Origin of the sequence: Pseudoalteromonas sp. P1-25 (assembly GCF_001401805.1) — a bacterium.
Taxonomy (GTDB): Bacteria; Pseudomonadota; Gammaproteobacteria; order Enterobacterales; family Alteromonadaceae; genus Pseudoalteromonas.
Map to the genome: position 1 here is coordinate 1 of NZ_LKDW01000039.1, position 19967 is coordinate 19967.

Below are 19967 nucleotides of genomic sequence, written 5' to 3' on the forward strand. Positions count from 1 at the left end.
GCGAGGTTTGTAACCTAGTGGGCTCGATAACTGCTCCTGCGTTATTCTAATGACTTACATCCATGTAAGAATAAGTAAAAACCGAGCAACAAAGAGTAAATAGCCCCTAGGAAGAACCCTTTGGGCAGCGCCTGTTTGGCATACATGCTACGTTATCGCCCAATTATGGGGAATAACCACACTACATAGGCTCTGCCTTACCTAAATACCAAACAGACTGCTGCAAGTTTAACCTTAAAAGTTCAACAGACCCTATCGCGTTGGCTCGCCCTTTTTTCGGTTCATAATTTTATTGGCGATACTTTGCACTGTGCCTTTTAACAAGCTGCGTTTATTTTCAAGCCTTGGCAGTGGGCGGCTAAGCTCCATTGCTTTGTAACCAATACGCGCTGTAAAAATACCGGCGCTTACACCTTGTGCAGCGCGCCCAGAAAGCTTGCCTAAAAGCTCAGCACTTAACGCTGTGGCTGCTAAATCAGATACAAGCTCAGCACTGCCTACAAACATCACTTGTTTTATAAGCATACGGTAGAGCTTAATACGGCTTGCGTAACCAAAACCAATGCCATAAATCTTACCAATTTGCTCAATCAACTTAGTACCGCGCCAAAGCACCGCCATCATGTCCACCAGCGCAAGGGGGCTTAGGGCAACAAGCAAGGCTGACTCTGTCGCAAAGCGGTTTATCAGCTTCTTAGCTTGCGTGTCTTGCGTTATAAGTAAGCTATTGGCGTAAAGGGTCATTATTTCTTTATCGCTGTGGTGGCTAGCCACTTGATTTTTAAACGCTTCGAAGTTGTCGAGCTGCTGGTGCTTATTTAGTTTTTCAAGCCAAGGTAATGCGCCGCCTACTTGCTCACTATTTAAGAGTCTGTCGGCTTCATGGCGGTGTAACTGATTGCGCTTTAAACTGCGCAGCATTTTATATTCGCGCCAAAGCATGCGCCCAATTAATAGCACACCGCTTACCACCGCCGTTAAATATACGCTGCCTAAAATAATCGACTGCTGAAATGCAAATACTAACGAATATGCAAACTCAAGCAGTACTAACACTAAAAAGCTTATAGCAAACACCCCTTTAAGCGTTTGCCACTTAGATTTTTTATATACCGGCTCTAGGTCTATTTCTTCATCAAGAAGTTCTTCTTCAGGCTCTTCAATGTAATCACTTTGACCTTGAGTAATTATTTTTGCAGGGGCAAGCGTTGCCTCAACCTGCTCATCAGCTTGGGTATCAATTCGCCTACCCGCCTGAAATGTTTGCTGTGTGTCGTTCATGATAATTTGTCTCCTAACAGGTACTGCATCACATGATCAAGGCGAATATGTTTAAGTTGCTTATCGGGGTTTGGCATAGGTGCGAACGATAAAAACTCAAAGCCCTGCGCTGGCCACTCATTTTTATGAAGCATGCGCTTTGGTGGCTGTGGAGGTAAATAAGTAAGCCAGTCTTGCTCGTTAAGTGGTTTGCCATAAATGCAATCTAACGTTTGGCCTTTATCGGCCACTTGGCGCGGCTGCGTTGCAGCAATTGACGACATGGCCATGGTTTCTATTTGTACGCCGTCAAATTTTAAGTGATTACTTTGCTCATGCACGAGTGAATCCAGCAGCAGTGCTAAGTCTTTATGATGTTTAGCACTGATATGATCTGACTTGTTAGCTGCAAAGAGTATTTTATCTATGTTGGGTTTAAATAAGCGCTTAAAAAAACCCGACTCGCCGTAATTAAAGTGAGCAAGTAATTGGTTTATAACACTACTTTGCTCTTGGAGTGTTTCGTGGCCTTCGTTTAAAGCGCTGAGTACGTCTACCAACACAATTTGGCGGTCAAAGTGTTTAAAGTGCTCATTATAAAATGGCTTAACCACTTCTTTTACATAGGCGTTAAAGCGCTTAATTAAATGCGCTAAGTTAGAGCCAGGCACTACCCCATCACTTTTTATATGCTGTGCATTTACTGGAAAAAACAACAAAAGCGGCGCACCTTGTAAGTCGCCTGGCATAAGCATTCGCCCAGGTTGTAACATGGCAAGCTTAGTATCTTTTTTAAGCCCTACCAGCATACTTTGATAAAGCGCTGCAATGTGCGCAAGTAAGCTTTCATCTACAGGGGCATCTAAATCAAGCTGTTCAAGCGCGTTTATAAATTCAGTAGAGGCGTTTACACGCGGGTACTGCAATAACAGCGGGTATTGTTGCTCGCACCACTGACTATAACTTTGCTCAAGCATGGGTAAATCAAGCAGCCATTCACCTGGGTAGTCAATAATATCTAAATACAGCGTAGATTGCGGCGAAAAATGCCCACGTAACCCTGAGGCACTTTGGTATTTAATGGCCAAACGCAGGGTGTTAATACGCTCGGTTGATGCAGGCCATGTAGGCTCCCCATCACTTGGGAGTAAGGCATTAAGCGCCCGCGGATAGTCAAATGTAGGCACTTTTAACGCCTCTTGCGGTACCACTTTAGTGGCTATGTGGCGGTGCTCTCGCATTACATCAAAAAACGGTAGGTTTTTATCATCACTTTGTGTGGTTAAGTGCTTAACAAGTGCAGTAATAAACGCGGTTTTACCACTACCACTTAGGCCGGTTACGGCCAATTTTACGTGTTGATCTAAACTACGATGAAGGGCTTTTTGGGCTGAACCTTTAATGCTTTTAAAGGTTTTTTTGGCAAATGAAGTGCTACTCATAATGGGCTAGCACTTCATTGATGCTGTTAATCACCGAATAAAGTGCTATTAAATCCTTTAAAGTTTGTTGATTTCACGGCTAACCGTAAACTCGCTTGAAGTAACATGGCGCTCCATATCTTGAAGGCGCGTGTCTATTCGCGCTAAACGCTCTTTTAAGTCTTGCAAAGCGCGGCGCGGTGGCTCGCCTTTTTGCCAAACTTTAAATTTAACCTCTAGCGGATCGTCAGTTTTAGTTGAGCTACTTGCATGTATAGTTGTGGGGTCTTTTTTATCTAAAATAAACCACGCTGCAATATACGCTACCACAAATAATGGGCCACCCGTTAGCAGTACCGCACTAACAAAAATAATGCGAACTAACCATAACTCCATATTAAAGTAGTCACTTAATCCCGCACATACACCGGCAATTTTACCGCGCTGTGGGTCTCTTAATAATTCGCGTTTGGCACTCATACTTTGCGTCTCCATTGTGGTGACTCTTGATCGAGTAATGCTTCAAGAGTTTCTACTCTGTCAGCCATTTTTTCGGCCTTGTGGGCAAGTTCCAATAACTGGCGATGTTCATGCTCACTTAACCCTTGGCTCACTTGCTTTTTGCTCCGGTAATGTAAAATTAACCACAGTGGCGCAACAAAAATCATGAACAAGATAAAAGGTGCAATTAGTATCTCTGGATCAAACATAATCCTCTCCTGACAATCCGTATTCGATGTTTAAGCAGTGGGGCACTTAAAGTACCCCTTTATAAGTTATTTATCAGCTAGCTTCTTTTTAAGTTCGGCAAGCTCATCATCTATCTTTTCATTTTTTTGTAGGTCGGCAATTTCATCAGCAAGCGACTTTTTACCTAAATCGTAAGACTCTATTTGAGATTCTAGCCCATCAATTTTAGTTTCGTAACGCTCAAAGCGATTAAGTGCATCTTCTACCTTAGAGCTATCAAGCGCTTTTTTCACTTCAAGGCGCGACTCAGCCGAACGTTGGCGTAAAATAATTGCTTTTTGACGTGCTTTAGCATCGGCTAGCTTTTCTTGTAGTGTGGTCACTTCTTGTTGAAGTTTCTCAATGTGAGACTCTACATGCTCAAGCTCAGACTCTACTGCCGCCACCGCTTCTGCCGATTTTTGCTTTTCAAGTAATGCTGAACGCGCTAAATCGTCGCGGTCTTTACTCAGTGCAAGTTCTGCTTTGTCTTGCCAGTCGCTTACTTGTGCTTTTAGTGTGTCTACACGACGTACTAATTCTTTTTTCTCAGCCAGTGTTTTAGCTGACGTAGAGCGAACCTCTACCAATGTGTCTTCCATCTCTTGGATAATAAGACGAACCATTTTTTCTGGGTCTTCTGCTTTATCTAAAATGGCATTGATATTAGAATTAACAATGTCTGCAAAACGCGAAAAAATTCCCATAACATTTACCTCTGTAATATAAACTTAGTTGGTCTGCTGTAACTAGTATCAATATGCTTGCCAACTTTTTAAAATCTAAAATACACTTTATTTTCATTAAGTTAAACTAAATATACAAATTCCTTTAGTTATCCCTGATTATGAAATACACTAACTGTTAGCAAAAATGACCAAGAGTTAGGAAAAATGAGCCAATATCGCCAACAGGATAATTTACTCGGCCAATCTGATAGCTTTTTAGCTGTACTTGATCAGGTATCGCAGTTAGCTAATTTAGATAAGCCGGTGCTTATAATTGGCGAACGAGGAACCGGTAAAGAGCTTATAGCCGCCCGTCTGCATTTTTTATCAAAGCGCTGGGATCAAAACTACGTAAAGCTTAACTGTGCAGCCCTTAACGAAAACCTCCTCGAAAGCGAATTATTTGGTCATGAAAGTGGTGCATTTACCGGAGCAAGTAAACGTCACGAAGGCCGATTTGAGCGCGCTAACAGCGGTACTTTATTTTTAGATGAGTTGGCTAATACTTCCGCTATGGTACAAGAAAAGCTTCTTCGTGTTATTGAATACGGCGAATTTGAACGTGTGGGCGGTAAACACACCGTAAAGGTAGATACGCGTTTAGTGTGTGCCACCAACGAAGATTTACCCCACCTTGCTGAGCAGGGCGAATTTAGAAGTGACTTACTTGACCGCTTAGCTTTTGATGTTATTACCCTGCCCCCACTGCGAGAACGTCAAGACGATATTATGCTACTTGCCGAGCAATTTGCGATGAATATGGCCCGCGATTTAGAATGGGAGTTGTTTAGTGGCTTTACCTGCAGCGCCACCGAAACCCTGCTAAATTACGACTGGCCAGGTAACATTCGGGAGCTTAAAAATGTAGTTGAGCGAAGTTTGTATCGTCATGGTAATGAACATATTCCCGTTCACCAAATTATTTTAGACCCATTTGAAAGCCGGTTTAGGCCCAAAGCGCGTATTAAAGCCCCAATTGCAGCACCAAGTGCATCGCCTGAGCCTATAGTCGTTACTGCGCCTAGTAGTGAAGCAAGTAACACGCGTAGTGCCCCGATTGAGTTCCCTTGTAGCTTAAAAGAGCGCTCTAACGAATTTGAAATAAATATGATTAATAAAGCGCTTGAGCATAGCCAATTTAATCAAAAGAAAACTGCAGAAATCCTCGGTTTAACGTATCATCAATTACGTGGTTATCTTAAAAAATACAATTTATTAGAAGATAAATAGTTAGAGGTTATGCGAGTGCATAAAATACTACTTGTTTTACTAGCCAGCACACTAACCGGTTGCTTTGATAGTAAAGAAGAAATAATTGAAGAAAAAAACCAAGGCCTCGTTTATTGCGCCGAAGCGAACCCTGTATCGTTTAACCCGCAAGTAACAACCACCGGCTCAACGATTGATATTATTGCTAATCAATTGTTTGACCGTCTAATTAGTATTGACCCTGTTACCGCAGATTTTAAAAGCGAGTTGGCTACCGACTGGAAAATTAGCAACGATGGTAAGTCGGTCACTTTTACGCTGCGTAAAGGCGTTAAATTTCATACAACGTCTTATTTTACCCCTACTCGCGACTTTAATGCAGACGATGTTATTTTTACTTTTAGCCGATTGTTTGACGTGTACAACCCGTACCATTTTGTTGGCGATGCAAATTACCCGTATTTTCAAAGTGTGGGGCTAGACCAACTAATTCGTAAAATTGTACGCGTGTCTGACTATCAAGTACGCTTTGAGCTATTTCATCCAGAAAGCAGCTTTTTAACTAATATGGCCACTGACTTTGCCGTGGTACTGTCGCAAGAATACGCCATGCAATTAAAAGCCCGCGATCAAACTAATTTGTTTGATCAGTACCCTATTGGTACAGGCCCTTATATTTACAAAGAATACCGGCGCGATCACTTAGTGCGCTTTTATCGTAACCCACTTTATTGGAAGCACGATGTTGCCCTTGAACAGCTGGTTTACGATATTACGACTAACGGCACTACGCGCATTGCAAAAATGCTGACCAAAGAGTGCGATGTAACCGCGCACCCAAGTAGCGCGCAATTGAGTATCTTAGCGCAGCGAGATGATATAAACGTTGAAAAAGAAACCAACCTTAATATTGGTTATTGGGCCTTTAATACAGAGCGCACCCCTTTTGATGACATTAGAGTACGCAAAGCCCTTGCACATGCAATTGATATAGACAAAATAATGCAAGCTGTTTATTACGGAAATGGCATACGCGCGCAATCGATTTTACCGCCAACCTCGTGGGGGTTTGAGCCACAAGAAAACATTCCTATGTTTGACCCAGAGCTGGCTAAAAAACTACTTATAGAAGCGGGGTTACCGAATGGCTTTGATATGACCATTTGGGCCATGCCGGTGAGTCGAATTTATAACCCTAATGCCCGCAAAATGGCAGAGCTGATGCAAAGCGATTTACGCAAAATTGGGGTTAACGTAAGTATTGTAGAGTACGAGTGGAATACTTTTATTCAGCGTATAGGTGAGCACCGCCACGATAGCGTATTACTTGGTTGGGCTGCCGATACCCCCGACCCAGATAACTTTTTTAGTCCATTGCTGAGCTGCACCGCCACGTTTAGCGGTAAAAACCCTGCTAACTGGTGTAACCCGCAATTTGACTTATTGCTTACCCAAGCGCTCGACACCACTGATTTAAGTTTACGTAAACAGTATTACGAACAGGTTCAAGCGCTCATTATGGATCAGCTCCCTTTAGTGCCTATTGCTCATGGCATGCGTTTTCAAGCAAATAGTGCCGATGTAGAAGGGATAACTCTTGGCCCATTTGGGGCTATTTCACTCGCAAACGCGAGGAAAAAATAATGATACTTGATTATATATTACGCCGCCTTGGCTTGTTTTTATTCATGATTTTAATGCTCAGCATATTTACCTTTTCGCTGAGCTATTTATTCCCTGGTGATCCGCTTAGCAATTTAAGTGGCATTCCTAGTGGTAATTTTTCTCAACACAGTGAACTTGAAGATAAATACATGTATGACAGTAACTACGTTATGCAGTATTTAGCGTTTTTAGGACGTATATTCCAAGGAGATTGGGGCGTGTCGTTTGCCTCAGGAGATAACGTTTTTCAGCATATTTTAGATTTAATACCCGCAACATTAGAGCTGTGTGTTTATGCTCTTATTGTATCGGTTGTGGTAGGTGTACCAGCAGGCATTTTGGCCTCAGCATACACACGCCGCTGGCCGGATAAGTTAATTAGCTCTACCACCATGATTGGCTACTCTATTCCCGTTTTTTGGTTAGCGCTGTTACTTATTATGATTTTTTCGCTCAAGCTGGGCTGGTTTCCTATGTCGGGTAGAATGGGGTTACTATTTGAAATACCATCTAATACCGGGTTTATATTAATCGATATTATGCTCGCGGGTTTCCCTTACAAAGGTGAGGCTTTTATAGATGCGCTGCATCACTTAACACTACCAACCATAGTACTGGCCATGTTTCCTACCACTGTTTTAGTGCGCTTTACCCGCGACTCTATGCTTAAAGTAATGGATCAAAGCTTTATTAAAACAGCCAGGGCAAAAGGCCTTAATCGTCGTCAGTTAATCATGCATCATGCGCTACGCAATGCATTACTGCCGGTAATAAAACAAATAGGACTGCAATTTAGTACGCTTATTACGCTTGCAATGATAACTGAAGTCATTTTTTCTTGGCCAGGTATAGGCCGTTGGCTAATCGATAGCATTTACCAACGTGACTACCCTGCTATTCAAGGCGGTTTAATGGCGGTCTCTATGTTTGTTATTATTGCCACTATTGTTGCCGAGCTTACATATACTCTGTTCGACCCAATTTCGCGGAATCAGGCACATGGTAAAGTTTAAATTATTTTCTGAAGAGTCGAATAAATCGCCGCTGGCGCGTTTTTGGCGCAAATTTAAAAATAATCATCCTGCGTTAGTGGGATTATGGATCTTTATTGCGTTTGCATTATTAGCAGCCAGTGCGCCCTTTTTAGCACCTTATGGGGTTAACCAGCAACATAGTGATGCATTACTTATACCGCCGTCATGGCGAGAAATGGGTGATGTGCGCTTTATTTTAGGCACCGATGATTTAGGCCGCGATGTGCTCTCGCGCCTAATGAATGGGGCAACCTACACGTTTGGCTTGTCGGTAGTGGCTGCATTTATTACCACCATTATTGGCGTTTTAGTGGGGACGTTTGCAGGTATAAGCCGCGGCCTTCGTTCAAGTTTTTTAAATCATTTACTTGATATCACACTCTCTATTCCCTCTTTGCTATTAGCGATTATTATTATTGCTGTTCTTGGCCCAGGGTTAATGAACACGGTATGGGCAATTATACTGGCGTTGTTACCGCAGTTTATTCACTCTATTCGTAATTTAATTGTTGATGAGCTAAGTAAAGACTATATTACCGCTTTTAGGCTTGATGGCGCCTCTAATTGGCATATATTGTCGCGGGGTATTTTTCCTAATATTTATGAGCATATTGTGGTTATTTTTACCACCGCGCTTTCTACTGCTATTTTAGATATTGCCGCTTTAGGCTTTTTAAAACTAGGTGCACAGCCGCCCACAACCGAATGGGGCGCCATATTGGCCGAGAATTTAGGCCTAATATATTTAGCGCCTTGGACCGTTGCACTACCGGGTGTATTATTATTTTTAGCGGTTTTGTCTACCAATTTAGTAGGTGATGGCCTACGAAAAGTGCTCAAAGCACGTAAGGCTGATTAAATGCAATTACTCGACGTTAGAAATTTAACCATAGAGCTGCGTACCTCTGAAACCGTAATTAGAGCCGTAGACAGAGTCAGCTTTAGCCTAAAAGAAGGTGAAGTACATGGCTTAGTGGGTGAATCAGGTTCAGGTAAAAGCTTAATTGCTAAAGCCATTGTTGGAGTACTTAACGAACGCTGGGACATAACAGCTGATAGAATGCATTGGCGTGGGGTTGATTTAATGCGCTTAACCCCAGAGCAACGCAGAAAAACAGTGAGCCAAGATATTGCCATGATCTACCAAGATCCTAGCCGCTGCCTTGACCCGACCGCTAAAATATTTGACCAAATCGCCGAAACACTGCCTGAAATATCCACCAAAGGCTTTTTTTTAAAGCGCAACAGAGAGCGCAAAGACCGCGTGAAAGCACTGATCCATAAAGTAGGGATTAAAAACCACGACGCGGTGCTTGACAGTTACCCTCATGAGCTCTCTGAAGGTGTGTGCCAAAAGGTAATGATTGCTATGGCCATAGCACGCACTCCTAAGCTACTAATTGCTGATGAGCCTACTACAGCGCTTGAAAGCACCACCCGTGCTCAGGTATTTAGGTTGCTAAAAAGCTTAAATCAATTAAAAAACATGTCTATTTTGATGATTTCTCATGAGCTTGAAGAAATAGCCGACTGGTCACACGGTATTCATGTTTTATATTGTGGGCAAATGGTTGAAGCCGGCCCAACACAGCGTATTTTTCGCCAGCCTCGCCACCCTTACACGCAAGCGTTATTAAAAAGCCTGCCCAATTATGAGCAAGGTTTAGCACATAAAGAGCCCTTTTACGCACTTAAAGGTACTATCCCTACTTTGCAACATTTACCTATAGGGTGCCGATTAGGCCCACGCTGCCCACAAGCACAAAAAGAATGTGTAATTACCCCTGCACTTACTAAGCAGCATGGACATAGCTATGCGTGTCATTTTCCACTTATCAAAGAGGTGAAATAATGCAACCAGTATTGAAAGTGCAAGCGCTTTGTAAAAATTTTAACGTGCGAGCTGGTTTATTTAGTCGCAAAAAATTTGAAGTCCTAAAAAATATTTCATTTTGTGTTGGCAAAGGCGAAACAGTAGCAGTCATTGGTGAAACCGGTGCGGGTAAAAGCACGCTCGCTAAATTACTTGCAGGGGCCGATAATGCCGACAGTGGGCAAATTTTATTAGAAAGTAATATTATTGAAGATGGTGGCGTGCGCGATAACCAATGCCGACATATTCGTATGATTTTTCAAGACTCCGCAGCATCGCTCAATCCAGGACTGACCATAGGTGAAATGCTCGATGATTGTTTACAATATAACACTGACTTTGATGAACCCGCTCGCCAAGAAAAAATAGATGCCACGCTGTCTAAGGTGGGGCTGTTAATTGATCATCAACATTACTATCCACATATGTTCAGTGTAGGCCAATTACAACGTGTAGCGTTGGCGCGAGCACTCATTTTAGACCCTAAAGTGGTTGTGCTTGATGAAGCGCTGTCGGCTTTAGACCCCTCTGTTCGTGCGCAAACTGTTAACTTATTGCTTAAGCTGCAAAAAGAAACAGGCTTAACATACGTGCTAATTACCCACCACTTAAGCTTGGTACGGCACATTAGCGACCAACTGGTTGTGCTTGAAAAAGGTCAAGTCGTTGAGTACGGCGCTACAGAAGCCATTTTTAAAGACCCACAATCTAAAGTTACACAACGCTTAATCTGCTGCTAGAAACGGTTCATAAAAAAAGGCGCGTTACTGTGAAAGTCACGCGCCTTTTTTAATATTTAGTGCAATTATTCTGCTGCTTGCTCAACTACAGGTAGGTTAAGCTCAGCTTTAGCCTTTAAAGACTCAATAAACGCTGAGTAGTTTTTGTTAGCTTGCGCAATAGTAATGTTTTGCTGTAGTTGCGGGTCGATATTTGCGGTTGCTTGCGCATCGCTTACCGACTTAAGTGCAACAATGGCCGCATCACCGTTGTTTAAATCAACCACGTCTGTGCTTGGTGCATCAGTAGGACGTGGCATTTTAAACGCTTGCGTTACAATAGCAGGCGAAACCGTGTAGCTTTGACGCGTTAAACTTGCTTCTTCGCGTACAGTTAGGTTTTGCTCACTGGCAACATCGCTTAGTGTTTTACCAGCCTGAACTTGTGCAAATAATTCACGTGCTTTTTCTTTAGCAAGTGTAGATGCTTTTTCGTTAACTAAACGTGTTTTAATCTGCTCGCTTACTTGTGCAAGCGGTTTAGTCGCAGATGGCTCGTATTTATTTACACGGACTACAATAACGTGTTCATCACCTAGCTCAATAACTTCTGAGTTTACTTTATCTTCAAGTAATTCTACTGAGAATAGCTGTGAAATTACCGCAGGTGTATTAAGTGGCTCTGGCAATGCATTGCGTGCAACAAGTGGTGTGGTTTTAACTTCAACGTCTGCCACTTCTGCTGCATCGTCTAAACGGTCAGAAATCTCAAATGCTAAAGCGCCCATTTCTGTTTGCTTTTCGTAAAACGCATCCACTTTTTCAGTTTGCTCAAGCTCTGCACGTAAATCGGCTTTTACCTCGTCATACGCTTTCACTTGCTCTGGCTGTAAGTCAGTAAGTTTAATAATGTGGTAACCAAACTCTGATGCTACAACTTCTGAAATATCGCCTTTGTTTTGAAGTGCAAATGCTGCCTCTTCAAACGCTGGGTCCATTACATCGCGCTCAATCCACTCTAGGTCACCGCCCATTTCGCCACTCACAACATCATCAGATGATGTCTCTGCAAGCTCTGCAAAATCAGCCCCTTGTTCTAACTGCTCATGTAATGCATTGGCTTTTTCAAGCGCGGCATCATCATCTTCGCTGTTATCAATTAAAATGTGCGATACACGGCGTTTTTCAGGCTCAATGTATTGCGCTTTATTTTGCTCATAATACGCTTTTACATCGTCTTCGGTTACCGACTCTACGTTAATATCTTCGGCTTTAAGCTCAATGTAATCAACCGATACACGCTCAGGTGACAAAAATTGTGAAGCATTTAGTTCGTAGTAATCAGCAATTTCTTGCTCAGATACGTCTACGTTTGCTTGTAACGCTTCTTTACTTAACACCAAGTAGTCTATGCTACGCGTTTGCTGCTGTAGGGCTGCAGCGCGTTTAAGCTCGTTTTCAAGTGCAAACTCAGTACCAGCAACCGCAGACACTAATTGGCTGCGTGTCATGTCTTTACGTAGGTACTCACGAAAAGCATCTGGTTGAAAGTTCATTTGACGAATTACTTGTAGGTAACGGTCGTTATTAAATTTTTCACCAATTTGAAAGTACGGAAGTTCTAAAATTGTTTTACGTACGCTGTCGTCGCTTACGCGAAGGCCTAAATCTGCCGCTAATTGTGATTGCAATTCTTGTTGTACTAAGCGGTCAATTACACCTTGACGAATTTGCGCCATGTAATTTGGATCTGCACTGATTTGTGCAAAGTATTCGCCAAATTGTTGCTCTAAACGACTACGTTCGTTTTGATAAGCACGATTAAATTCGGTTTGGCTAATTTTAATTCCATTTACTTCAGCAACGGGTTGTTCTGGGGTTTGACCTAAGTAACTACCGATCCCTGCTAAGGCAAAAGATAAAATCACCGCGCCTAAAATTATTTTGGCTACAGGACCCTGTGAGCCCTCTCTGATTTTCTCAAGCATTTGTTTATCTCTTATTGATCAAGGTATTTTACCTTGTCATATGTAAAAAAAGCGTATCTTACCAGATACGCTTTTTCACTTGAAGTAACTGGCGGTGAAGTTACTTAATTCATCGATTAGGATAATTAAGTTTATGTACACTCGCCATAACTAATCTGTATTTAAACAGTGATTAGTTTACTGCGTCTTTCAGCGCTTTACCGGCTTTGAAAGAAGGAATATTTGCCGCAGCGATTTGGATAGTTTCACCAGTTTGTGGGTTACGGCCTGAACGAGCAGCACGCTCGCGTACTGAGAAAGTACCAAAACCTACAAGTGCAACTGAATCGCCATCTTTAAGCGCTCCAGATACAGACTCGATGAATGAATCTAGTGCACGACCTGCAGCCGCTTTAGAAATGTCAGCGTCAGCTGCGATTTGATCGATTAATTGAGATTTATTCACAATATCATCCTCTTTCATTGTTATTATCAAGAGCGATTGTTTTTTAAACTAACATCACTTTTTTGAAAATTTTAGAGCAAACTTTTAATGCTCACATGATTATATTTTTCTTAAGCCTAGGCCCCGTAAGGGCTAGGCTCGAAAACCAGTGCTTAACTTATCATACCGATTAGATTTGAAAAGCCCTTTAAAGCACTTTTTTTGGGTTTTTTATTGGTTTTTCGGTGTTTCGACTGAAAAACTCTCAACAGGGTGCACTAAAGCTAACTTTAATACTTCATCAATCCATGTAACTGGGTGAACATCTAAGCCTGCCAGTACGTTATCTGGGATCTCTTTTAAGTCACGTTCGTTAATTTTAGGAATGATGACTGTTTTAATTCCACCACGGTGTGCAGCAAGTAGTTTCTCTTTTAAACCACCAATAGGCAGTACTTCACCGCGCAGTGTTATTTCACCTGTCATGGCTACATCGGCTTTAACGGGGTTACCTGTTAAGCTCGATACTAAACCCGTTACCATTGCTGCACCGGCACTTGGGCCATCTTTAGGGGTCGCCCCCTCTGGTACATGCACATGAATGTCGCGTTTTTCGTAAAAATCGCTATTAATACGGAACGTATCAGCACGATTTCGAACTACCGTCATGGCCGCTTGTATCGACTCTTGCATTACATCGCCCAGTGAGCCGGTGTAACTTAATTTGCCTTTACCTGGCACAGCCGCACATTCAATGGTCAGTAAGTCGCCGCCTACTTCGGTCCACGCTAAGCCTGTTACTTGGCCAATGCGGTCGCCGTCTTCTGCTTTACCGTAGTCGTAGCGCTGTACACCTAAAAACTCTTCTAGGTTATCTTGACTGATAGTGACCGTTTTAGTCTCTTTATCTAATAAGATATTTTTAACAGCTTTACGGCATAGTTTAGAGACTTCGCGCTCTAAATTACGTACACCTGCTTCACGCGTGTAATAACGAATAATACCAATAATTGCACTGTCTTCTATTACTAGTTCAGACGGTTTTAAGCCATTGCGTTTAACTTGCTTAGTAATTAAGTGCTCTTTTGCAATGTTTAGCTTTTCATCTTCGGTGTAACCCGATAAGCGAATAACTTCCATACGGTCTAATAGTGGACCAGGAATATTAAAGCTGTTTGATGTTGCTACAAACATTACATCCGATAAATCGTAGTCTACTTCTAAGTAGTGGTCAGCAAAATGACTGTTTTGCTCCGGATCGAGTACTTCTAATAGTGCTGATGCTGGATCGCCGCGCATATCTGATGACATTTTGTCGATTTCATCTAACAAGAATAATGGGTTTTTAACGCCCACTTTTGTCATGTTTTGAATCAGCTTGCCTGGCATAGAGCCAATGTAAGTACGACGATGGCCACGAATTTCAGCTTCGTCACGTACACCACCTAATGCCATGCGCACATATTTACGACCCGTTGAGCGGGCAATAGACTGTCCTAGCGACGTTTTACCTACACCCGGTGGCCCTACTAAACATAAAATAGGTCCTTTGAGCTTATTGGTGCGTTGTTGCACCGCGAGGTATTCAATTATGCGTTCTTTAACTTTATCTAAGCCGTGGTGGTCGCTATCAAGAATTTTTTGCGCGCCTGCTAAGTCTTTTTTCACTTTAGAGCGTTTTTTCCAAGGTACGTTAATTAACGTATCAATGTATGAGCGCACTACCGTGGCCTCTGCAGACATTGGCGACATCATCTTAAGCTTATTAAGCTCAGCTGATGCTTTTTCTTTTGCTTCTTCTGGCATCCCTGATTCTTCAATTCGCTTTTTAAGCGCTTCAAATTCGTCAGGTACATCATCAAGCTCACCAAGTTCTTTTTGAATGGCTTTCATTTGCTCGTTGAGGTAGTACTCGCGCTGAGACTTTTCCATCTGCTTTTTAACGCGGGTACGAATTTTTTTCTCAACTTGCAATAAGTCTATTTCACCTTCCATTAGTGCCATTAGGTATTCTAAACGCTCTGTAACGCTTGAAATCTCTAACACTTTTTGTTTTTCAGGCACTTTTAAGGGCATATGTGCTGCCATTGTATCGGCAAGGCGAGCTGGCTCATCAATGCCTGACACAGAGGTTAATACCTCAGGCGGAATTTTTTTATTAAGTTTTACATAGCCTTCAAATTGGCTAACAGCGCTTCGAATGAAAATATCTTGTTCTTGCTCATCCACTGAGTCAGATTCGATGAACTGAGCATTCGCTACAAAAAACTCATCGTTATCTACAAATTCTTCAATTTGTGCGCGCTGCGTACCTTCGACTAAAACTTTAACTGTACCGTCTGGTAATTTTAATAACTGAAGTACAGTCGCAATAGTACCGATACGGTAAATATCGTCTTGTTCAGGTTCGTCTACAGTTGCATCTTTTTGTGCAACCAAGAAAATTTGTTTGTCTTTATCCATTGCCGCTTCGAGGCATTTTATTGATTTTTCACGGCCAACAAAAAGCGGGATCACCATGTGCGGATATACCACAACATCGCGCAGTGCTAACACTGGGATTTCGACTCGATCGGTTCTCTCAAGCGTCATTATAGTTTCTCTTCGCACTTCATTTATTTAAAAGATTACTCAAGTATATGGGGATAATCTAATTAAAGTTCAACAAATTTCCCCAACTCGTTCAAATTAATTATAAAAAAAGGAGCCTAAGGCTCCTTTTTTATACAAATAGCTTAAAAACTACTCTGATGCAGCTTTATCTTGATTATTATTTTCATAAATCAAGATTGGGTCAGATTCACCTTTTATCACGGTTTCATCTATAACCACTTTGCTTACGTCATCCATTGATGGAAGTTCATACATGGTATCAAGTAGCACGCCTTCAACAATTGAGCGAAGTCCGCGAGCACCTGTTTTACGTTCCATTGCTTTGTGAGCAATAGCGCTTAGTGCATCGTCACGGAACTCTAACTCAACGTCTTCCATACCAAACAATACAGAGAACTGTTTAGTAATGGCGTTTTTAGGTTCACTTAATATTTGTACAAGTGCCGCTTCATCAAGCTCAGTTAATGTAGCAACAACAGGTAGACGACCAATAAATTCAGGAATTAAGCCGTACTTCACTAAATCTTCTGGCTCTACGTCTTTAAATGTTTCGCTTAAAGAGCGGCTCGACGCTGACTCTTTAACGTTTACACCAAAGCCAATTCCGGTATTTTTGTGGCTACGCTGTTCGATTACTTTATCTAGGCCTGCAAATGCACCACCACAAATAAATAAAATCTTAGAGGTATCAACCTGTAAAAACTCTTGCTGCGGGTGCTTACGACCACCTTGTGGTGGGACTGAGGCAACCGTGCCTTCAATTAGTTTAAGCAGCGCTTGCTGTACGCCCTCACCCGACACGTCACGTGTAATAGATGGGTTATCTGATTTACGCGAAATTTTGTCAATTTCATCAATGTAAACAATACCACGCTGGGCTTTTTCTACGTCGTAATCACATTTTTGTAGTAGTTTTTGAATGATGTTTTCTACATCTTCACCTACATAACCTGCTTCGGTTAATGTAGTTGCATCTGCCATAGTAAACGGTACATCAAGTAAACGCGCAAGTGTTTCTGCCAGTAATGTTTTACCACTACCTGTAGGGCCAATAAGCAAAATGTTACTTTTACCTAGTTCTACTTCTTGCTTTGTAGATTGGTTGCGTAGGCGCTTGTAGTGATTGTATACCGCTACAGACAATACTTTTTTAGCATGGTCTTGACCAATTACGTAGTCATCTAAGTGATTACGAATTTCTTTTGGCACAGGTAGTTTATCAGACGAATTATGCTTAGGAGCAATGTCTTTGATTTCTTCCCTGATAATATCGTTACACAGCTCTACACATTCATCACAAATGTATACTGAAGGACCTGCAATTAATTTACGCACTTCGTGTTGGCTTTTGCCACAAAAAGAGCAGTATAACAATTTATTACTTTTGTCGCCGTCTGTAGGAGTGTCAGACATTCAGCTACCTCTTTTATACGTTGGCTGCCAAATAAGGTTGGCAACTATTTCAAATTCGCTTTTAACTATACCAAAATTTACTGGTTTTCGCATAGTAACTCAAAGTGGCAAGCAATTATTTGCTTGCCTACACGCTTACTTGCTTTCGCGATTTGTAAACACTGAGTCAACCAGGCCGTAATCTACAGCTTGTGATGCACTCATAAAGTTATCACGGTCAGTATCGCGTGAAATAACCTCTAGTGGCTGGCCTGTATGCTCTGCCATTAAGCGGTTAAGTTTGTCTTTAATAGACAGAATTTCTTTTGCGTGTATTTCAAAGTCAGATGCTTGACCTTGGAAACCACCTAACGGCTGGTGAATCATTACACGTGAGTTTGGTAAACAAAAACGCTTACCTTTAGCGCCAGCAGTAAGCAAGAATGCACCCATGCTTGCAGCTTGGCCAACACAAATAGTACTTACATCTGGTTTGATAAAGTTCATTGTATCGTAAATTGCCATACCAGCGGTTACCGAACCACCTGGTGAATTAATATATAAAAAGATATCTTTTTCAGGGTTCTCTGATTCTAAAAATAGCATTTGCGCTAAAATTAGGTTTGCCATGTTGTCTTCAACTTGGCCCGTTAAAAAGATAATTCGCTCTTTTAATAGACGCGAATAAATGTCATACGAGCGCTCACCTTTAGCTGTTTGTTCAACAACCATAGGGACTAATGCATTTAGGGGATCTGTCATACCAGTGTTCATACTTTTTTAATTCCTTATGCGCTTATGCTTTTTCTTACTAAAGGAAGCATAGTTATCATTTTTCGCAAATTATGGGGCACAAACTAAAATGGCCCGGGCACACTGCATAAACAGAGTAACACGAGCCATTTAATCGTTAGCGAGCGCTTAAGTCAATGACTTATTAAGCACCTTGCTGAGGATTCATGATGTCATCAAATGCTTTTTCAACGTCAGACACGTTTGCTTTAGCTAAAATAGCTTCAACAGCTTGCTCTTCCATTGCAACATTACGCATTTGCTGCATAAGTTGATCATTTGATTTGTAGTATTCTACTACTTCAGTTGGATCTTCGTAAGCAGATGCAACTGTAGCAATTAATGCTTCAACTTTTTCATCATCAACTTTGATATCGTTTGCTTTGATCACTTCACCTAGTAATAGGCCAGTTTTAACGCGAGTTACTGCTTGCTCGTGGAACAATTCAGCTGGAAGCTCAGGCATGTTTTTAGCGTCGCCGCCAAAACGTTGAGCTGCTTGCTGACGTAATGCGTCAACTTCTTGATCAACAAGTGCTTTAGGTACTTCGATTTCGTTGTTTTCTAAAAGACCTTTAATTGCTTGGTCTTTCACGTTAGCTTTAACCGCTTGGTCTAGCTCACGTGTCATGTTCTTTTTAACTTCTTCTTTAAGCGCGTCTACACCGCCTTCGGTAACACCGAATTTAGTTGCAAACTCTTCGCTTAATTCAGGTAGCTCTTGTGCTTCAACTTTTTTCACTGTGATAGTGAATTGAGCTGCTTTACCTTTAAGATTTTCAGCGTGGTAATCTTCAGGGAAAGTTACATCAGCAACGACTTCTTCGCCTGCTTTTTTGCCAACGATGTTGTCTTCGAAACCTGGGATCATACGACCTTGGCCAAGTTCAAGTGGGAAGTCTTCAGCTTTGCCGCCTTCAAACTCTTCGCCGTCAATAGTACCTACGAAATCAACTGTTACACGGTCGTTTTCGCCAGCAGCTGCATCAACATCAGCCCAAGAAGCATGTTGCTTACGAAGTGTTTCTAGCATGTTTGCTAAATCTTCGTCAGTTACTGTTACAGCTGGTTTTTCTACTGCAATTTTGTCTAAACCTTGAACTTCAATTTCAGGGTATACTTCAAATGTTGCAGTAAATTCTAAATCTTTACCTGCTTCAAGTGATTTTGGTGCAAATGATGGTGCGCCAGCTGGATTAATTTTTTCAGAAACAATTGCTTCAATGTAATTACGCTGCATTACTTCGCCAGCTACTTCTTGACGAACCGCAGGTCCAAAACGCTTGTTAATTACTGAAACTGGTACTTTACCAGCACGGAAGCCATCAATACGCTGCGTTTTTGACAGTTGTTGTAAGCGTTTTTTTACTTCGGTCTCAACGTTCTCTGCAGGAACGGTGATGGTCAGACGGCGCTCAAGGCCTTGAGTCGTCTCAACAGAAACTTGCATGATTTACCTCAATATTCAATTTTGGCGACTGTTCGCCTTCCTTACAAACAAAGTAATCTTCATGAGTCTTGATAAATTTTAAAGCGATTTTTCACTAAAAAGCATCCGTCACTACCATGAGATCCCATTGCTGCTCTGCCCTTCGGGCACTATGTTAAACAATAGACGCGGCATTATAACCTAATAATTATGATAGTCGAGTGTAGGGGGCAATTATTTGGACTAGTTTAGCTACGATCGAGACCAACTGCGTAAAAAACAGACTAACAAGTACGTTAAAGCGATATTTTAGTAGGAAGTAAATAGACGTTATTGCTGAGTGATTACTCGTTTACTTTCTTTAAGGTTAAGAAAGTGGTCGGCGATGCAGGATTTGAACCTGCGACCCCTTGGACCCAAACCAAGTGCGCTACCAAACTGCGCTAATCGCCGATAATTATGTTGAATACTTAAATGTTGAATTTAAAGCCACTTATAAGAAAGTGGTCGGCGATGCAGGATTTGAACCTGCGACCCCTTGGACCCAAACCAAGTGCGCTACCAAACTGCGCTAATCGCCGATACTCGAAGTAAATTGGGGTGACTGATGGGGCTCGAACCCACGACAACCGGAATCACAATCCGGGGCTCTACCAACTGAGCTACAATCACCACGGTATTTACTTTGTTT

The 19967-nt window shown here is 41.9% G+C and carries 17 protein-coding genes and 3 tRNA genes; 6 read left to right on the forward strand and 14 right to left on the reverse strand.

Going from position 1 to position 19967, the window contains the following annotated elements:
- Positions 1–252: 252 nt before the first annotated feature.
- From AN393_RS17595 to pspA, 5 genes are all read right to left on the reverse strand, one after another.
- On the reverse strand, positions 253–1281 hold the full coding sequence (locus tag AN393_RS17595; protein ID WP_055018767.1) for a YcjF family protein: 1029 nt from the start codon (positions 1279–1281) through the stop codon (positions 253–255).
- Positions 1278–2702: a YcjX family protein gene (locus tag AN393_RS17600; RefSeq protein ID WP_055015783.1), complete on the reverse strand. Its 1425-nt coding sequence runs from the start codon at positions 2700–2702 to the stop codon at positions 1278–1280. The genes AN393_RS17595 and AN393_RS17600 overlap by 4 nt, the downstream gene beginning before the upstream one ends.
- Before the next feature lie 57 nt (positions 2703–2759).
- Positions 2760–3161, reverse strand: coding sequence for an envelope stress response membrane protein PspC (gene pspC / locus AN393_RS17605; RefSeq protein WP_055015784.1), 402 nt, complete (start codon positions 3159–3161; stop codon positions 2760–2762).
- Positions 3158–3391 (reverse strand): envelope stress response membrane protein PspB, encoded by a 234-nt coding sequence (pspB, locus tag AN393_RS17610; protein ID WP_004586907.1) that lies wholly within the window; start codon positions 3389–3391, stop codon positions 3158–3160. Before pspB ends, pspC begins: the two co-directional genes overlap by 4 nt.
- Before the next feature lie 66 nt (positions 3392–3457).
- Positions 3458–4117, reverse strand: a complete 660-nt coding sequence (pspA, locus tag AN393_RS17615) for a phage shock protein PspA (RefSeq protein WP_004586906.1) — start codon at positions 4115–4117, stop codon at positions 3458–3460.
- 186 nt (positions 4118–4303) lie between these two features.
- Between pspA and pspF the strand changes: the two genes are divergently transcribed.
- From pspF to AN393_RS17645, 6 genes are read left to right on the forward strand one after another with little or no spacing between them, the layout of a single operon-like run.
- Positions 4304–5368 (forward strand): phage shock protein operon transcriptional activator, encoded by a 1065-nt coding sequence (gene pspF / locus AN393_RS17620; RefSeq protein ID WP_055018768.1) that lies wholly within the window; start codon positions 4304–4306, stop codon positions 5366–5368.
- A gap of 15 nt (positions 5369–5383) precedes the next feature.
- Complete coding sequence (locus AN393_RS17625; RefSeq protein ID WP_055018769.1) at positions 5384–6991, forward strand: ABC transporter substrate-binding protein; 1608 nt, start codon at positions 5384–5386, stop codon at positions 6989–6991.
- A complete protein-coding gene (locus AN393_RS17630; protein ID WP_055015787.1) occupies positions 6991–8025 on the forward strand; it encodes an ABC transporter permease subunit in 1035 nt (344 codons plus the stop codon). The genes AN393_RS17625 and AN393_RS17630 overlap by 1 nt, the downstream gene beginning before the upstream one ends.
- Positions 8012–8905 carry an ABC transporter permease subunit gene (locus AN393_RS17635; protein ID WP_055015788.1) on the forward strand — a complete coding sequence of 298 codons (894 nt, stop codon included), beginning with the start codon at positions 8012–8014 and terminating at the stop codon, positions 8903–8905. The genes AN393_RS17630 and AN393_RS17635 overlap by 14 nt, the downstream gene beginning before the upstream one ends.
- Positions 8906–9898, forward strand: coding sequence for an oligopeptide/dipeptide ABC transporter ATP-binding protein (locus AN393_RS17640; RefSeq protein ID WP_055015789.1), 993 nt, complete (start codon positions 8906–8908; stop codon positions 9896–9898).
- Positions 9898–10659 carry an ATP-binding cassette domain-containing protein gene (locus tag AN393_RS17645; protein WP_055018770.1) on the forward strand — a complete coding sequence of 254 codons (762 nt, stop codon included), beginning with the start codon at positions 9898–9900 and terminating at the stop codon, positions 10657–10659. The genes AN393_RS17640 and AN393_RS17645 overlap by 1 nt, the downstream gene beginning before the upstream one ends.
- 65 nt (positions 10660–10724) lie before the next feature.
- On the opposite strand, the gene AN393_RS17650 is transcribed toward AN393_RS17645, so the two are convergent.
- The 9 genes from AN393_RS17650 to AN393_RS17690 form a co-directional block, all read right to left on the reverse strand.
- The gene (locus AN393_RS17650) at positions 10725–12626 is read right to left on the reverse strand and encodes a SurA N-terminal domain-containing protein (protein ID WP_055015791.1); all 1902 of its coding nucleotides are present in this window, start codon (positions 12624–12626) and stop codon (positions 10725–10727) included.
- 172 nt (positions 12627–12798) lie between these two features.
- Complete coding sequence (locus AN393_RS17655) at positions 12799–13098, reverse strand: HU family DNA-binding protein (RefSeq protein WP_286247754.1); 300 nt, start codon at positions 13096–13098, stop codon at positions 12799–12801.
- A 183-nt stretch (positions 13099–13281) separates the two neighbouring features.
- On the reverse strand, positions 13282–15642 hold the full coding sequence (gene lon, locus AN393_RS17660; RefSeq protein ID WP_055015792.1) for an endopeptidase La: 2361 nt from the start codon (positions 15640–15642) through the stop codon (positions 13282–13284).
- 150 nt (positions 15643–15792) lie between these two features.
- Entirely contained in the window at positions 15793–17076 is a 1284-nt protein-coding gene (gene clpX, locus AN393_RS17665) for an ATP-dependent protease ATP-binding subunit ClpX (RefSeq protein WP_004586896.1), read from the reverse strand.
- Positions 17077–17211: 135 nt separating this feature from the next.
- Complete coding sequence (clpP, locus tag AN393_RS17670; RefSeq protein WP_055015793.1) at positions 17212–17829, reverse strand: ATP-dependent Clp endopeptidase proteolytic subunit ClpP; 618 nt, start codon at positions 17827–17829, stop codon at positions 17212–17214.
- A gap of 163 nt (positions 17830–17992) precedes the next feature.
- Positions 17993–19297 (reverse strand): trigger factor, encoded by a 1305-nt coding sequence (gene tig / locus AN393_RS17675; protein ID WP_055015794.1) that lies wholly within the window; start codon positions 19295–19297, stop codon positions 17993–17995.
- 355 nt (positions 19298–19652) lie between these two features.
- Positions 19653–19729, reverse strand: a tRNA-Pro gene (locus AN393_RS17680).
- Positions 19730–19780: 51 nt separating this feature from the next.
- Positions 19781–19857 (reverse strand) — tRNA-Pro (locus AN393_RS17685).
- Between the two features lie 15 nt (positions 19858–19872).
- Positions 19873–19948, reverse strand: a tRNA-His gene (locus AN393_RS17690).
- Positions 19949–19967: the final 19 nt, after the last annotated feature.

Bases quoted from the DNA above. Each gene is read 5' to 3' on its own strand.
- AN393_RS17595 (WP_055018767.1), bottom strand. From the start codon at position 1,281: ATGAACGACACACAGCAAACATTTCAGGCGGGTAGGCGAATTGATACC.
- AN393_RS17600 (WP_055015783.1), bottom strand. From the start codon at position 2,702: ATGAGTAGCACTTCATTTGCCAAAAAAACCTTTAAAAGCATTAAAGGT.
- pspC (WP_055015784.1), bottom strand. From the start codon at position 3,161: ATGAGTGCCAAACGCGAATTATTAAGAGACCCACAGCGCGGTAAAATT.
- pspB (WP_004586907.1), bottom strand. From the start codon at position 3,391: ATGTTTGATCCAGAGATACTAATTGCACCTTTTATCTTGTTCATGATT.
- pspA (WP_004586906.1), bottom strand. From the start codon at position 4,117: ATGGGAATTTTTTCGCGTTTTGCAGACATTGTTAATTCTAATATCAAT.
- pspF (WP_055018768.1), top strand. From the start codon at position 4,304: ATGAGCCAATATCGCCAACAGGATAATTTACTCGGCCAATCTGATAGC.
- AN393_RS17630 (WP_055015787.1), top strand. From the start codon at position 6,991: ATGATACTTGATTATATATTACGCCGCCTTGGCTTGTTTTTATTCATG.
- AN393_RS17635 (WP_055015788.1), top strand. From the start codon at position 8,012: ATGGTAAAGTTTAAATTATTTTCTGAAGAGTCGAATAAATCGCCGCTG.
- AN393_RS17640 (WP_055015789.1), top strand. From the start codon at position 8,906: ATGCAATTACTCGACGTTAGAAATTTAACCATAGAGCTGCGTACCTCT.
- AN393_RS17645 (WP_055018770.1), top strand. From the start codon at position 9,898: ATGCAACCAGTATTGAAAGTGCAAGCGCTTTGTAAAAATTTTAACGTG.
- AN393_RS17650 (WP_055015791.1), bottom strand. From the start codon at position 12,626: ATGCTTGAGAAAATCAGAGAGGGCTCACAGGGTCCTGTAGCCAAAATA.
- lon (WP_055015792.1), bottom strand. From the start codon at position 15,642: ATGACGCTTGAGAGAACCGATCGAGTCGAAATCCCAGTGTTAGCACTG.
- clpX (WP_004586896.1), bottom strand. From the start codon at position 17,076: ATGTCTGACACTCCTACAGACGGCGACAAAAGTAATAAATTGTTATAC.
- clpP (WP_055015793.1), bottom strand. From the start codon at position 17,829: ATGAACACTGGTATGACAGATCCCCTAAATGCATTAGTCCCTATGGTT.
- tig (WP_055015794.1), bottom strand. From the start codon at position 19,297: ATGCAAGTTTCTGTTGAGACGACTCAAGGCCTTGAGCGCCGTCTGACC.